Below are 15144 nucleotides of genomic sequence, written 5' to 3'. Positions count from 1 at the left end.
GTGGTTTTGTTGTCCAACAAATCTATTCGCTGTCAGATTAAAAAACAATTAAAATAGCTACTATGTTTATAGTTTTGTTACATTTTTTCGTACCATTCTGCAAATAGACTCCGAATCTGTATAGTTATTGACCATTTCTAACGAAAACCATCTAATATTCTTGATTTCGTCAGAATTGCCGAATGGTTCATCAGGGTCCGCTTCTAGCAAAAACCGAATGTCATAATGTAGGTGTTCAGGAACGTCGCCACGAGCGGGGATTGTATGAATATCTACATCGAAAATAGCGGGACTAACCAATTGCAGCGAGGTCAATCCCGTTTCCTCCCGGGCTTCGCGAAGCGCCACAGCCGCTACGTCGGGGTCGCCATCGGCATGGCCTCCGGGCTGCAACCACCGATCAAGCTTGCGGTGGTGAATCAGAAGAACCTGCTGGCGATCTGGGCTCACAATCCAGGCCGAACCTGTAATATGTCCAGCGAGCAGCGACCGCTCGAAGGCATCAGAATTAGTTTCTACAAACTCAATTGTGGCCTGAGTCATCGCCTGTTCATTCAGATCGGTTGTCGTGTGCTGCCGAAGCAGATTGAGCAAGGGTAGTCTATGCATTAGTTGGCTTTGTTCAGAAAAAGCCGCAATTTCGGGCTGATTTTTAATAGTCTATAGACAATTATGCGCAAACTTTCGCTTACCGCTGCCACCCTTTGCCTGGCAGCTCAACTAACCACCGCCCAGATCAAATTACCGTCGCCCAGTCCCGGTGCTTCTGTTATGCAAACCGTCGGCACCACCGACCTGACTGTTACGTACTCGCGCCCAAGCCTGAAAGGCCGTCAACCCTTTACCGACAACTTTATTCCTTTAGGCAAAGTCTGGCGGACAGGCGCAAACGCAGCCACCTTATTTACCACCACAACCGATCTGATGGTGAATGGCAAAACGCTTCCTGCGGGCTCGTATGCGATCATGTCCATTCCTGAGGAAGCGAGTTATACGCTGATTTTCAACAAGAATAAATCAGTAACCGAACAGACGTACAAGCAGGAAGAAGATGCACTACGTGTGCAACTTACACCCGCCGAAAACAGCGAAAAAATAGAGACCTTTACGATCGGTTTCAGCGACGTAACAGATAGCACGGCTAAGATGAATTTCATGTGGGCGAATGCCAAAGCCGCTGCCGATTTGAAAGTCGATGTCAACGCCAACGCAGCCGCTAATGTCGATAAAGCCGTCGCCGAAAAACCCGACGATGCCGCTGTTTTACAGGCAGCCGCCAGCTACAACCTGTCGAAGGGCCGCAACCTGGACCAGTCATTAACCTGGATCGACAAGTCAATCGCCAAACAGGAAACGTACCGGAATCTGTTCGTCAAGTCGCAGATTCTGGCTAAGATGGGCAAGTACGCAGACGCCCTGCCCATCGCCCAGAAAGCCCTGACGATGGGACAATCGTCCAATGATGCGGCATTCCCGTTCTTCAAAGATGGTATTGAGAAAAGCATCGCGGAGTACACGGCTAAAGTACCGGCCATGCCCGCCATGAAAGCAGGCAAAGGCAAGAAAAAGGCGTAAAGCAACCCGTTGTTATTCATCAATGAAAAGACCCGCTCGGTATGTGTTGAGCGGGTCTTTTTTTAGGATAACTTCTTTCGAAATCCGGCTAAAATGCTACTAAGGAGTTGAGGGAGATAGGTTATAAGCTGGCCCCGCTGCACAAGGTGTTTTACTTTACAAAGCAGACTGCTTCAACGTTGTTGAAGGATTATCATACTGCAAAAGACCCTCCCATTTACCCCGTAAGCTGTACCGCTGACCCGTCGTTGTATTTTCCAGGGTGGCATCAAAGGAGCAGGCGAGTTGATAAGCCGTAATCTGGCGGCTGATGTCAAGTTTGGATTTGGGTGGAATCTTAACCGTTAACAGCCCATTCGAATTGAAGCCATAGGGCTTTTGTTGTTCAATAGCACTGAACGAGTAAGTGTCTATGGAACGGCCGAACAATCCGTTACCATACCAATGTTCAGGTACGTTTACTTCAAACTTACTTAGATCGACTTCTTTGGGCAATTGCATGGTCGGATCAATAATAAACCGGGATCTTTTCACTAACTCGCTAAAGCCCTCTTCCACCTGCTGAGTGGAAAGAACGGCACTTGTATTTTGCACACTCAATCCTTTTAGCTGTAGCGTTGTTGTATCAACGCGGTCATTCTGGGACAAGAAATAGCGGATGTCTTTGAGTTCATACTTGGCTGGAGCCGTTGCAACAGGGTCAGCTGGTTCGGGTTTAGAGCAAGCACCCAGTAAAGTAACTATGACCAGAGTCAGGGTTGATAAACGAGAGAAGGATGTTCTAACTGGCGGATTATGCATATCGATACGTTGGGTTTAGACAAGTTAATAATTGGAATTACGCTTCATTTTCTCTAAAAGTCAATTTTTTGGCTTTCTATCAGGAATTTATTACTTGCTGTATAAGCCCGACTGGTACACTAAAACTTGCCACCTGGTTCAGCTAGGCGAAACAAGGTTCGTTGCAATAGCCACGCAATGCCCACGACCAGCAAACACCCAATAGCGTTTAGCCACAGAAAGGCCGTTAGGTTCAGGTACCAGCTCAACACCACTAACACTTCAGAAATAATAGCTGACCAGAACGTAGCACGGCCGCCGATGGATTTTACATAAAAGGCTACCACAAACACGCCCAGAATAACGCCGTAAAACAACGATCCCAGAATATTGACGGCTTCAATCATGCTACCCAGTTGGTTGGCGAACTGCGCAACGATAATGCAGAAAATACCCCAGCCAATGGTCGACCAACGTGATACGTTCAGGTAATGCGCGTCGTCGGAGTCGCTTTTAATCAGGCGCTTGTAGATGTCAACCACCGTTGTTGAGGCCAGCGAGCTATAGGCTGAGGCAATCGAGCCCATCGACGCGCTGAAGATAACGGCGATGAGCAAACCAATCAGGCCGTGGGGCAGGTAGTCAAGCACGAAGCGCAGGAATACGTAGTTGACATCGTTGGTGTCGGCGGTTGGATTGTTTTTCTGAATAAGCTTCGTTACGTCCGTTTTAACTGATTTCAGTGCGTCGTCTGTTTCGCGGAGTACCGCGCCCGCGGCTTCCTGACCCGCTTCGTTATCGGTTTTTAGCGCCATCTCCATATCGATAACGGCCTTCTGGCGCTGCGTCGTTAGGTTTTGATGCTTGATTTCGGCGAGTTGGTAGGCATTGGCGTACTGACTATTTTTCAGCTTATCAGTTTCCTGCTTGTTGAAAAACGTGGGCGATGGGTTGTATTGGTAAAACACGAACACCAGCACGCCAACCAGCAGAATCAGAAACTGCATCGGCACTTTCAGTAAACCATTCATCAGCAAACCCAGCCGACTTTGCCCAATGGTCTGCCCCGTCAGGTAACGCCCCACCTGCGACTGGTCGGTGCCGAAATAGGACAATTGCAGAAAGAAACCACCAATCAGCCCCGACCAAAGGTTGTAACGGCTATCGGGATCAAACTTCAGGTCGATCAGATTCATGCGCCCCGCTTTGCCCGCTACGTGCAAGGCATCCACAAAACTAACGTCTTCGGGCAGCAACTTAACGGTGAGGTAGCCCGCCAACGCCATCGCAAACGTAACAATCGCCATTTGTTGCAAGTGCGTGTAGGAAATGGCTTTTGTCCCACCCGTAACGGTATATACGAGCACGATTCCGCCCATCAACAGATTGGTCCAGTAGATGTTCCAGCCCAGAATGGTGGAGAGAATGATACTTGGCGCGTAGATCGACAAGCCCGTTGACAGGCCGCGCTGCAGCAAAAACAACCCGGACGTCAGCGTTCGAACACGTACATCGAAGCGACTTTCGAGGTATTCGTACGCCGTAAAAATTTTCAGTCTATGGAAAATGGGAACGAACGTCACCGAGAGCACGACCATCGCCAGCGGTAACCCAAAATAGAACTGCACGAATCGCATCCCGTCGGAAAATCCCTGGCCGGGCGCCGACAAAAACGTGACCGCGCTGGCCTGTGTGGCCATCACCGATAGGCCTACATGATACCAGGGCAGTGACTGTCCCGCCAGCAGGTAGTCGTCCATACTTTTGCTGCCCCGGCTCCTGACGATACCATACACAATGATCACCAGCAACGTAACGGCCAATACGCTCCAATCCAGAATACTCATGATAACCAGCGCATTAGTACGTAAAATAGCAAAATCTCGGCGGCTAAGCTACCCATGACAATCGTATAGAGCTGGGTCCAGGAACGGGCAAAAGGTGGCAAGTCGACAGAATTGTCAATAGGATTTTCGGGCATGAAGAAGTGCATAGTATGACTACAACGGCGAAATTAAGGGAAATCGTCGTATTGAATTAGAATATCCACCAGAACGGCTTATTTCCTGATGCGGAGGTGATAGCTGGCGAAGGGCGCAAGGGTAACGATGAACGAGGTATTAGGTCCGGTGGCTACGGGGATATAAACGGCCAGATCGAACGCGTGCCGCCTGCGATCGAGCCGAAGCCCCCCAGATAACAAGGCGGCAAAGTTGACGGAGCCTGCCCCAAACAGGATCATATTTTCGCTGATAAAACTCAATTTCGCACTCACCTTTCGAACCAGTCCGAACGTACCAACAATGTTGCGGGACACATCCCCATTGGAAATACTCCAGCCTAACCCAAAGGTTGTGTTGTTACGTCGATCACCGGTGGTAACGAGCCCCTGCACGTAGCCCACACCCTGCAACGATCCTCGGCCACCATTAACAAAGAATCCGTCGGATTGTATGGCCGCATATTGGGCATTCACGCCCAGCCGCACACGGCCACTGACGGGAAATGACACTTTCGAATTCAGGCTAAATAAACCAGCCGGATAAAACGAAAAGAACGTAGTACCAACGCTCCAGTTTTCAGTGATACCATACTCAAACTGACTCAGATACACAAAATAATTCCGGTAGTATAGCCGCCCCTTCTCGGCCGAAAAAGCAGTTGGCGTGATCCGCATCGTTTGCGGAAATATATTGGGAAAGTACTCGCCCTCGGCCTGGGTACCCACCTGTTCCATCCTGACAATCTGATCGGATTTCAGCCGAATCTCACCCAGATTAGGAGTTCGAATCACCGCTTCAGAACTATCCTGACGCACCAATTCACCCCGAAGTTGCGTGCCATCTTTCAGTACAATGGTGTAGGTACGTTTAGCGGGCGCGGGCTGCTTTCTTGGTTGATAATAATCGTCCTGGGCCACTGCCAGCAAAGGCAGCAGCCACAACAAAACAAGCGAAAGGTGTTTCATGGAGGATAAAAAAATCAGGCCGCTAGTTATGCCCAATAATCAGATTATACGCAAGATAGGGCGAAAAATAGGCATACGTTTGGTTCGTAACAGGGTAAATACCAGGCCCATATAGATATCTGGGTTGAACCAGGGCTAGTGCACCCAAATCGAAAGCATGGCGACGACGATCGAAACGTAGCGCGACTGATAGCTCAGCACTGGTACCGACAAGATTGGGATTCAGGTAAAAGGTATTGTCGCTCAACACCGTCAGGTTACGCGAAACTTTATGCATAACGCCCGCCGAAATATACGATACTTTATTCGCCATCGAAATGCCAGGATAAACCCGCATCCCGTAGCCAAGCGTAGCATTTCGCTCGCTACTCCCGAACGACATTAGCCCCTGCAGCATAACCTGCTCACTTAGGGTAAAATAATAGCCTTTTTGACGAGGCTGGTAGGTTGCGTTAACGCCAAACCGAAACTGATCACCAATCGGGAATGTCAGCTTGCTGTTAAAATTTACAGTAGCCCCAAGCACCGTCTCCCGAGCCTGGTTCTTAGGCGCAAATTCACTGAAGAATGGATTGACCGTCGCGCCGATACTCCAGTTGCGCGTAATACCGTACTGAAATTCATTCCGAAACAGGACTATATTTCGGTAATAGAGACGGCCTTTTTCAGGGTTATAGGCCGTTTGTCCCGTCAGTAGCCAGGGCGAAAAACGATTCGCAAACGCCCGTCCTGTTGCAGCGGCTAAGTCGACTGGCTCCTGCTGGGCTGCCACGGAATCTACCCGAACGAGTAATTCTGGCTCAAAGTAAGTGAGTTGGCCGTTGTTCTTGCGAACGGTGATCATCGTGCTGTCGCGACGAATGAATTTTCCGGCCAGTTGCGTACCATCTTTCAGCACGAAAACGGTATAGGGAGCCGTCACGCTCACCGGACCATCAGGTTGGTTCGACGACACACGTACTACCTGATCGGCCTCGACAAACGTCAGGTCACCGTTTCGTTTTCTGACCGAAATGACGCTGCTATCCTGTCGAATGATTTGCCCGCGTACCACCGAACCGTCGCGCATGAGCAAAAAGGAATGGTTACGATCGGTGTCTTCCGGGGTAATTGTGTACCCTTGCGCCCAGCCAGCAACAGGGCAAAGCAGGAGCAGAAAAAGAACTGTTTTCATACGGAAAGGTGTTAGGAGTAGACGTATTTGTATTTACAGCATCATGCGAACGGTTACACACCGACAGTTATTTTATCAGCATATAGCGCAGACCTCCGATTTCCCATTGGGGTTGGAAATTGAGCGAGCGGAAGGTGTATATATTTTCGAATCAGCGACCGGGTCGGGAGAAAGTAAGCGATACATCGACCTGATTTCGGGTATTGGCGTGAGCAACGTCGGACACCGGCATCCACGCGTACTGGAAGCCATTCAGAACCAGTTGGATAAATATCTGCATTTAATGGTTTACGGGGAGTACATACAAACGCCCCAAACCCAGTTAGCCCACGCGCTGGCCCAAACGCTACCGGACAATCTAGACAACGTTTACTTCACTAATTCGGGCACCGAAGCCGTCGAAGGCGCGATGAAACTGGCCAAGCGATATACCGGACGTACTGAAATCATTAGTTGCTTTAACGCCTATCACGGGTCTACGCAAGGTGCTCTATCGCTCTCGGGCGATGAGCATTTTAAGCGAAACTACCGTCCTCTCCTACCCGACATCCGGCACATTCGGCACGGACATATTGATGATATTGAGCAGATTAGCGACCGAACAGCCGCCGTTGTCATAGAAGTCATTGCGGGCGAAGCCGGGGTTCGTGTGCCCGATGCTAGGTATCTACAGGCGCTCCGCCAGCGTTGCACAGATGTAGGCGCTTTGCTGATTTTCGATGAAATCCAGACGGGTTTTGGTCGAACAGGCACGTTCTGGGCCTTCGAAGGCTTCGGGGTGATTCCAGATATTTTACTGTGTGCGAAAGGCATGGGAGGTGGCATGCCCATCGGCGCATTTATCAGTTCAGCGGAGATCATGAGCGTGTTCAAGAACAACCCGATTCTGGGGCATATCACTACGTTTGGCGGCCACCCGGTTTCGTGCGCGTCTTCGCTCGCTACATTACAGGTTATTCAGGAGCAAAAGCTATTTGAGAGCGCTGAAGCGAAAGGACAGCTAATCAGGCAGTTACTGAATCACCCGAAAATCAAAGAAATACGTGGTAAAGGGCTTATGCTCGCGGTTGAATTTGACTCATTCGAGGTACTGAAACCCATTATCGACCGGGCTATCAAAAATGGCGAATCAGGTCTCGGCGTCATTACCGATTGGTTTCTGTTTTGTGACAACTCCATGCGCATTGCCCCACCGCTGATTATCACGGAAGCCGAAATTCGGGAAGCCTGCGCCGTAATTCTGGACGCGATTGACGCATGACCAGCTTTTAGGGGAAAAGCACGGTCAACGTACCAACCAGCAGTGCGATAACTGCGAGAATCAGAATGCCAATAAGTGCCGTTTTAAGGATGCTACCTGAATTGTTGGGGGGTGGATTTGTCATAGAATCAAGCTTGTTTTTGTTGGTAGTACGCAACGATTGAGCTACAACGGAATATTCCCGTGTTTTTTCTTTGGCAGCGTCGCTACTTTATTTTCGAGCATCTTGAACGCCCGGATGAGTTTCTGCCGCGTCTGATCGGGGGTGATCACTTCGTCGATATAGCCCCGGTGTGCGGCCCGGTATGGATTCGCGAACTTCTCGGTATAATCCAGCACTTTCTCCTGCAACTTGGCCTGCGGATCGTCGGCTTCGGCGATTTCACGTTTGAAGATAATTTCAGCGGCTCCACTCGCGCCCATCACGGCAATTTCTGCCGATGGCCAGGCGTAATTCATATCGGCACCAATGTGCTTGGAATTCATTACGTCGTAGGCACCACCGTACGCTTTACGCGTAATGACCGTTACACGCGGCACGGTCGCTTCGCAGAACGCAAACAGCAACTTGGCTCCGTTGGTGATGATGCCATTCCACTCCTGATCGGTGCCGGGCAGGAAACCGGGTACATCTTCGAGCACCAGAAGCGGTACGTTAAAACAATCACAAAAACGCACGAAACGGGCCGCTTTAGTACTGGCGTTAATGTCCAAAACACCCGCCAGCACAGCCGGTTGATTCCCGACGACGCCAATACTGCGTCCGCCAATCCGGGCAAAACCGACTACAATGTTTTCGGCAAAATTCTTGTGAACTTCCATAAATGAGCCGACATCTACCAGTTCTTCAATCACCTCACGCATATCGTACGGCTGATTGGGATTCTCCGGAATAATTTTATTCAAGGCAGGTCGCAGTTCGTCAGCACTCTCATAAGCAAACATGGGTGGCTCATCCTCGCAATTCTGAGGAATGTAACTCAGCAATTGTTTAAGGCTCTGAATACAGGCCAGTTCATTCTCACAGGCGAAGTGTGTCACGCCTGATTTGGTACTGTGGGTGCTGGCTCCACCCAGCTCTTCGGCCGTCACGTTTTCGTGTGTGACGGTTTTCACTACGTTCGGACCGGTCACGAACATATAGCTCGTATTTTCGACCATGAAAATAAAGTCGGTAATGGCTGGGCTATAAACGGCTCCACCCGCACAAGGCCCCATCACAGCCGACAGTTGGGGAATAACGCCCGACGCGCGTGTGTTGCGATAGAAAATATCGGCATAGCCCGCCAGCGATAATACGCCCTCCTGAATCCGGGCACCACCCGAATCATTAAGTCCGATAATTGGTGCGCCATTTTGCAGGGCCAGGTCCATCACCTTACAGATTTTTTCGGCATGAGTTTCTGAAAGAGCGCCCCCGAAAACCGTAAAATCCTGCGCAAAAACATACACCAACCGACCTTCTACAGTGCCGTAACCCGTCACGACGCCATCCCCTAAGTAATGCTCTTTGTCCATGCCAAAGTCGCGGGTGCGGTGCATAACAAACTTGCCGATTTCCTCAAACGAGCCTTCATCCATCAGCAGGGCGATACGTTCCCGGGCGGTCAGTTTGCCTTTAGCGTGCTGGGCGTCAATACGTTTCTGACCACCGCCCAGTTCGGCTTCGGTATTTTTACAGGCAAGAACGTCGACTTTAGAAGGCTTGGACGTAACAGCAAAATTGGTATCGGGTTGGGTTTGGGCTTGCATGAGGTTTGTATCGGCAAATCAAGTAGTGACAAAGTTAATTTTTCTTCTGGATTACAACGGCTCGTTCAGCTTTTGTATCCTCATCCTGTTAAATACATTTCGCCCATGAATCGACATCTGCTTTCGTTCACCCTGCTGGCTGTTTGTGTCCTGCTCGACGGTTGTTTTCGCCCTTCGGCGCCATCTCCTCCCACCACGGGCGATATTTACCGACCAATTTATGCTACGTCTGCCGATGTCCGCAATGTGCAAACACTGGCGCCACAACCGCTAAAAAACGCAGGAAAAATTTACGTTAAAGATACATATCTGTTCATCAATGAAATAGGCAGCGGCATTCATATCGTCGATAATCATAATCCGGCGAGCCCGGTGAAACTGGCGTTCATTTCCATTCCCGGCAACCACGAACTAGCGATTAAAGATAGTACGCTTTACGCCGATAACATACTTGATCTGGTCGCCCTCAATATTGCCGACCCACGCAATGTCCGGCTCGTCAAACGTATTGAAAATGCCTTCGAACGATCCGCCTATCCGCTGGCTACGAATGTTCGGTTCGAATGCCCGGACCCTGCACAGGGCGTAGTGATTCGCTGGGAAAAGGCAACCGTCGAAAATCCGCAGTGTTATCGGTAATTATTGTGTCATTTCGACAAAGGAGGAATCTTAAAGCGTCTCATCTGGAGCGTTCAAGATTCCTGCTTCGTCGGAATGGCAAAACGTCGGTTGCCTAAAATCTTCAACCCGTTAAACACCATGAAATCAGCCCTTTACTGCCTACTATTATTCCTACTATTTTCATGCGACAAAGGCTCAAGCAGTGAATCGCCATCACCCGGTTCGGGAATAGGCGGCTCCACGGCTCGCTTTACCATTAGTGGCAATACACTTTATACCGTGAGTAATACGGCACTACAAGCCTATGACATTTCGACGGGCAATGCGCCAAAAATGGGGAGCAAAACGACGCTTGGATTCGGTGTCGAAACGATCTTCCCGTACCGTTCGAACCTGTTTATTGGCACACAAACGGGCATGCACATTTATGACATCAATCAACCCAATGCGCCTAAACAAGTATCAACCTATTCTCATATCCAGAGTTGCGATCCAGTAGTGGCGCAGGGGAATTATGCCTACGTAACACTTCGCAGCGGAACAAGTTGCCGCAACGTACTGGCCAACTCGCTGGACGTCGTGGATATCAGCAATTTGACAAGTCCGAAACTAGTGAGAAGTTATCCCATGAAAAACCCGCACGGGCTGGGTGCCGACAGTACGTTATTATTTATTGGTGAAGGTGACTTTGGCCTTCGGGTTATGGACATTAGCGATCCTACTAATGTTCGGGAGATTCAGCATTTCGACAGTACGAAAGCATACGACGTTATTCCGACACAAAAACGACTGATCGTAACCGGACCCGACGGTATCTATCAGTATAGCTATGAGGACATGAAGCAGTTGACCTTGCTGAGCAAACTTCCCGTTCAGCCATGATTGCTCCTCATCTGCTACGTCTGCTAGCGCTGTTTTTGGGAATCACCTTCTCACTACAGGCCCAATCATCACGACCAATGCCCCTAAGCACTGTGGGAATCGGCCATGATAAGCGCTGGGTTGTCAAATTTACACCACTCAGCCTGTTTGACCCCAACAACGCGATTCAGCTTGGACTAGAACGGCTTCTGAGCCAGCGGCATTCGCTACAGGTTGAAATAGGCTACGGCTGGCAGGGGATAAACCTCTGGAATATAAACCAATATGGTCAATACAGCCAGCTGGAGAACTGGCGCGGGCGGGTCGAATGGCGATATTACTGGCGTGGTGGCCTCATCGGTCCCTATCTAGCGCTGGAAGGATTATACAGACAGGCAAACGCTTATGAAAACGGCACAATCGGCATTGGCTGCGAAACCGGACAATGTCAGTATTATCAACTTTATTCATTGCCGATATCAAAATATGTTTGGGGTGGTCATGTAAAATTCGGGCGTCAGTTTGCGATATCGACCAACAGGCGGCTGGTAGGCGATTTCTATGGAGGACTGGGGCTTCGGGGCAATACCGTTGATCGGTTTAGTCGTCCGGCAGGCTCCCTCGACTTTCGCTCATCCGGTGGTTTTCTGTCGATTGACCCGTTCACCTCATCGGCAAATGTGTTTATAAGCGTATCGTACGGCATAAAGATTGGGTATTCGTTCTGATCGTTTACCGGCTTAATTTTCCGGCAGCCCACGTAGTGAATACTTTCGTTGGTTCGAAAATTGGCGTTAATTTGTAACAAACTGCGCATAACTACCGTTTGAAAGCCCGCTACGTTTTATCCTTTCTGATCCTGATGTGGCCGCAACTTGCGGTTGCTCAATCCCTGGGCGGACAGCGTGTTTTTTCGTTTCTCGACCTGCCGACTCACGCCCGTGTGGCAGCCCTTGGCGGGCAGGTCGCTACGGCCATCAGCCCCGACGGTTCGTACCATCTCAACAATCCCGCGCTGGCCGATTCAATCCCTGACAATCAATTATCAATCAGCCTGATGCCGTATCTGGCAGCGGCTAAATATTATACCCTTCAATATGGTTTACCGATACAATCAACCGGTAAGTGGGCCGTTGGCTTGCAGTATTTGAGTTATGGACAGTTTGAGTTGACCGATCCGGTGGGAAACTCGCTCGGTACGTTCACGGCTAATGACTACGCACTGAGCCTTACGCACGCCCGCACAGAAGGTAATTTTACGCTGGGCGCTACGATCAAAGCCGTTGGTTCGTCTATTGAAACCTACTCGGCCTTTGGCATTCTGGCCGACTTAGGCGGCATTTGGCGGCATCCCCAAAAAGATCTGACATTTGGACTGGTCGCGAAAAACGTAGGCTATTTACTCAAAAACTATGGCCCCATTGATGCTGATCTTCCATTTGATCTGCAAGCGGGCGTAACCGTCAAACCACGTCATGCCCCTATCCGACTAACCCTAACGGCGCATCATCTCCAGCGTTTCGACATCAGTTACAACGATCCAAACCTCAACATTCGCTATGATCTGAGCGGCAACCCAATCCCACAGACAGTAAGCGTAAGCGAAAAAATAGCGCGCCATTTGAGCGTTGGTGCCGAATTACTGGTTCATCGCAATGTGCATCTGCTGGTTGGTTACAATCACCAGAAACGAGCGGAAGGTAAACTAACGACGGGTGGCGGTGGTGCTGGAATTTCCTTTGGAGCCTCCGTGCAGGCGCGGGGTTTTCAGTTGACCTACGCCCGATTTTCCTCAGTGCCAACCGCGGGCACGAGTCAATTATCACTACGTATCGATCTTCAGCGCCTGATGAAATAGGGGCTTTTCACTACGTTAAAGCCTGGCGGAAGGACAGATCTTCTCTGGTATGACCTGATTTAGTTACTAAATGATATGCTGTTCTGAGAGGCTAGAAACGTAGATGGACGTAGTTTTGGCACAGAAGCAAATAGGCCAACCAACCTGCAAATTCCGTTGATGAGAAAGCAGCAAGTTTCTCCGATTTAATCGCAAAAAGCGCAGAGAATCCATTTATGGACTCTCTGCGCTTTTTGCGATTTCACCCTTTCAAGCCTTTCAAGTTTAACCAGACTTATTGATCATTTCGGCTCAAAAACGCCCAACTCGTTTTTGCAGCGCATCTCGCGAGAGGGTAATTAAATGACCGATGGGTTTTCCGGCGCGATACGTAACGACACGTAGTGTAATGGGACCTTCGGGCAAATCAACGGGCTGACTATATTTTGTCGAGAATTGATCAGGCATGGTGTCGTCAATCGAGTAGTAGATATCCAGTCCCGGTGCTTCGCTGGCCAGCTCCATATGCAGCTTGCCATCCTTCATACTCGTTCTGACGATGGCGTCATAAATAGCCTTCGAATAATTGATTTGAGCAACATCGGCCCGCTCAAAATGGGTTTCCATTCGCTGCACAAAATTGGGCCAGTTTTTGACTTCCCTGGGCGACCAGAAAACTTCGGACAAGGCCCAGGCGCGCGGATAGGTCATGTATTCGGCATACCGAAGATTGGGAACCTGCTCCGTCCATAAATTGCCCTGCCCGCCCAAAATGTATTTTGCCTCTACGCCCTCAGGAACGGGCTCGTAGCTGTAGCTTTTCTGCGTACGCAGGTTGGCATAAATTGGTGGATCAATCGTTGGATCGCCCTGCACATAGTCCAGATAAGCGAACGTGCTGGGCGTCATCACGACGTTGTGTCCTTCCCTGGCAGCCTCGATTCCACCCTTAATTCCGCGCCAGCTCATGACCGTCGCCGTCGGCGAAATCCCTCCTTCCAGAATTTCGTCCCAACCGAGTAGTTTCTTGCCTTTAGCGGTCAGAATTTTCTCCACCCGACCCATAAAATACCCCTGCAAATCTTCAACGTGTCGAATATTCAGTTGCTTCATCAAAGCCTGACAACCGGGGTCCTGTGCCCAATAGCCCTTGTAACACTCATCGCCCCCTACGTGAATGTATGGATTGGGAAACAATGCGGCCACTTCAGTAAAGACCTTGTCCAGAAACTCGTAGACTTTCTCATCCGACGGGTTCAGGGTGTTCTCCACTTTCATTTTGAACGTACCATTGCCATACCATTCAGAAAAAGCCGTTCCCGGATTAACGCTAACGATTGCCTTTGTGCAGCTCAGTTCTGGGTAAGCCGCCAGAGCTGCCATGCTATGGCCCGGCACGTCGATTTCGGGCACAATCGTTACGTTACGCGCCTGTGCATAGGCAACAATTTCCCGAATATCATTCTGGGTATAAAAGCCGCCATAGGGCGTTGGTTCGCCCGGTTTCGGTTCGGCCAGATCGCCGTAATGACCAGTTCTTGCTACACGCCAGGCCCCCACTTCGGTAAGTTTGGGAAGTGATTTGATCTCAATACGCCACCCATTGTCGTCGGTCAGATGCCAGTGGAACGTATTGAATTTCAGTTTCGCCAGTTGGTCAATGTATTGTTTTACATCGTCTTTCGGAAAAAAGTGGCGGCTCACATCGAGCATAATACCCCGCCAGCCAAATCGTGGGTAATCCATAATTTTCACAGCGGGTACAGCCCATGTCGCCGTCGTGGTGGCTTTGCTACCGATCTCTTTCGGGAGCAGTTGAGTCAGCGTCTGAATGCCATAAAACAACCCAGCCGGACGGTTGGCCGTAATCGTCACGCCCTTTGGTGAAGCATCGAGCGTGTACCCTTCCGAACCAAGCTGCGTGTTGGGTGTGGTGTTCAGGTTAAGTTGAATTTTGCCCGACTTGCCGGGTTTGGCTACAAATCCGAAGCCAGTTGGTACGTTCAATTGCTGACTGAGCATGTCGGCAACCGCCTTCCCATCCGCCTGATCGTAGTTAATGGTGGTCAATTTCGTAAGCGTAAAAACGCCGGCCTGCGGTTGTACACTGACAGGCTGGGGAATTAGTTGTACAGGCGACTGAGCGCGGGCAGTGGCAATACAGAAAGCAAAAAGAACTATTCGACTAAGATTCATGCGGTAAATGTTTAATGACTAAATGAGAAAGCGAATCTGACAGAGGTTTTAATGAGAATGGTTTAAAATGTGATTTTCCCCATGTCTTTCCCCGATTGGGAGCTCGCTAAATAACGCTG

14 protein-coding genes are annotated in these 15144 nt (G+C 49.9%); 6 read left to right on the top strand and 8 right to left on the bottom strand.

Annotation, left to right across the window (positions count from 1 at the left end):
• Positions 1-66 precede the first annotated feature (66 nt).
• On the bottom strand, positions 67-609 hold the full coding sequence (locus ACYVEA_RS31650) for an NUDIX hydrolase (protein ID WP_461117374.1): 543 nt from the start codon (positions 607-609) through the stop codon (positions 67-69).
• 63 nt (positions 610-672) lie between these two features.
• Here ACYVEA_RS31650 and ACYVEA_RS31645 point away from each other — a divergent pair, with 63 nt between their 5' ends.
• Positions 673-1575: a DUF2911 domain-containing protein gene (locus ACYVEA_RS31645; protein ID WP_461117373.1), complete on the top strand. Its 903-nt coding sequence runs from the start codon at positions 673-675 to the stop codon at positions 1573-1575.
• Between the two features lie 156 nt (positions 1576-1731).
• On the opposite strand, the gene ACYVEA_RS31640 is transcribed toward ACYVEA_RS31645, so the two are convergent.
• The 5 genes from ACYVEA_RS31640 to ACYVEA_RS31620 form a co-directional block, all read right to left on the bottom strand.
• A complete protein-coding gene (locus ACYVEA_RS31640) occupies positions 1732-2376 on the bottom strand; it encodes a hypothetical protein (protein ID WP_461117372.1) in 645 nt (214 codons plus the stop codon).
• Between the two features lie 119 nt (positions 2377-2495).
• Positions 2496-4202, bottom strand: coding sequence for a sodium:solute symporter family protein (locus tag ACYVEA_RS31635; protein ID WP_461117371.1), 1707 nt, complete (start codon positions 4200-4202; stop codon positions 2496-2498).
• Positions 4199-4348, bottom strand: a complete 150-nt coding sequence (locus tag ACYVEA_RS31630) for a hypothetical protein (protein WP_461117370.1) — start codon at positions 4346-4348, stop codon at positions 4199-4201. Before ACYVEA_RS31630 ends, ACYVEA_RS31635 begins: the two co-directional genes overlap by 4 nt.
• Before the next feature lie 66 nt (positions 4349-4414).
• Entirely contained in the window at positions 4415-5323 is a 909-nt protein-coding gene (locus ACYVEA_RS31625; protein WP_461117369.1) for a hypothetical protein, read from the bottom strand.
• Between the two features lie 22 nt (positions 5324-5345).
• On the bottom strand, positions 5346-6497 hold the full coding sequence (locus ACYVEA_RS31620; RefSeq protein ID WP_461117368.1) for a hypothetical protein: 1152 nt from the start codon (positions 6495-6497) through the stop codon (positions 5346-5348).
• Between the two features lie 43 nt (positions 6498-6540).
• Between ACYVEA_RS31620 and ACYVEA_RS31615 the strand changes: the two genes are divergently transcribed.
• Positions 6541-7758 (top strand): aspartate aminotransferase family protein, encoded by a 1218-nt coding sequence (locus tag ACYVEA_RS31615; protein ID WP_461117367.1) that lies wholly within the window; start codon positions 6541-6543, stop codon positions 7756-7758.
• A 165-nt stretch (positions 7759-7923) separates the two neighbouring features.
• On the opposite strand, the gene ACYVEA_RS31610 is transcribed toward ACYVEA_RS31615, so the two are convergent.
• Positions 7924-9510 carry an acyl-CoA carboxylase subunit beta gene (locus ACYVEA_RS31610; protein WP_461117366.1) on the bottom strand — a complete coding sequence of 529 codons (1587 nt, stop codon included), beginning with the start codon at positions 9508-9510 and terminating at the stop codon, positions 7924-7926.
• Positions 9511-9615: 105 nt separating this feature from the next.
• On the opposite strand from ACYVEA_RS31610, the gene ACYVEA_RS31605 reads away from it, so the two are divergent.
• The 4 genes from ACYVEA_RS31605 to porQ all read left to right on the top strand — a co-directional run bounded on the left by ACYVEA_RS31605 (position 9616) and on the right by porQ (position 12850).
• Complete coding sequence (locus tag ACYVEA_RS31605) at positions 9616-10149, top strand: hypothetical protein (RefSeq protein WP_461117365.1); 534 nt, start codon at positions 9616-9618, stop codon at positions 10147-10149.
• A 120-nt stretch (positions 10150-10269) separates the two neighbouring features.
• Positions 10270-11013 carry an LVIVD repeat-containing protein gene (locus ACYVEA_RS31600; protein WP_461117364.1) on the top strand — a complete coding sequence of 248 codons (744 nt, stop codon included), beginning with the start codon at positions 10270-10272 and terminating at the stop codon, positions 11011-11013.
• Positions 11010-11720: a DUF3575 domain-containing protein gene (locus ACYVEA_RS31595; protein WP_461117363.1), complete on the top strand. Its 711-nt coding sequence runs from the start codon at positions 11010-11012 to the stop codon at positions 11718-11720. Before ACYVEA_RS31600 ends, ACYVEA_RS31595 begins: the two co-directional genes overlap by 4 nt.
• Before the next feature lie 98 nt (positions 11721-11818).
• Positions 11819-12850 (top strand): type IX secretion system protein PorQ, encoded by a 1032-nt coding sequence (porQ, locus tag ACYVEA_RS31590; RefSeq protein ID WP_461117362.1) that lies wholly within the window; start codon positions 11819-11821, stop codon positions 12848-12850.
• A 291-nt stretch (positions 12851-13141) separates the two neighbouring features.
• On the opposite strand, the gene ACYVEA_RS31585 is transcribed toward porQ, so the two are convergent.
• Positions 13142-15025: a beta-N-acetylhexosaminidase gene (locus tag ACYVEA_RS31585; protein WP_461117361.1), complete on the bottom strand. Its 1884-nt coding sequence runs from the start codon at positions 15023-15025 to the stop codon at positions 13142-13144.
• Positions 15026-15144 lie beyond the last annotated feature (119 nt).

Source organism: Spirosoma jeollabukense (genome assembly GCF_054777855.1).
The sequence above is the reverse complement of the archived record's forward strand: the minus strand, read 5'-3'. Positions and strand labels throughout refer to the sequence as shown.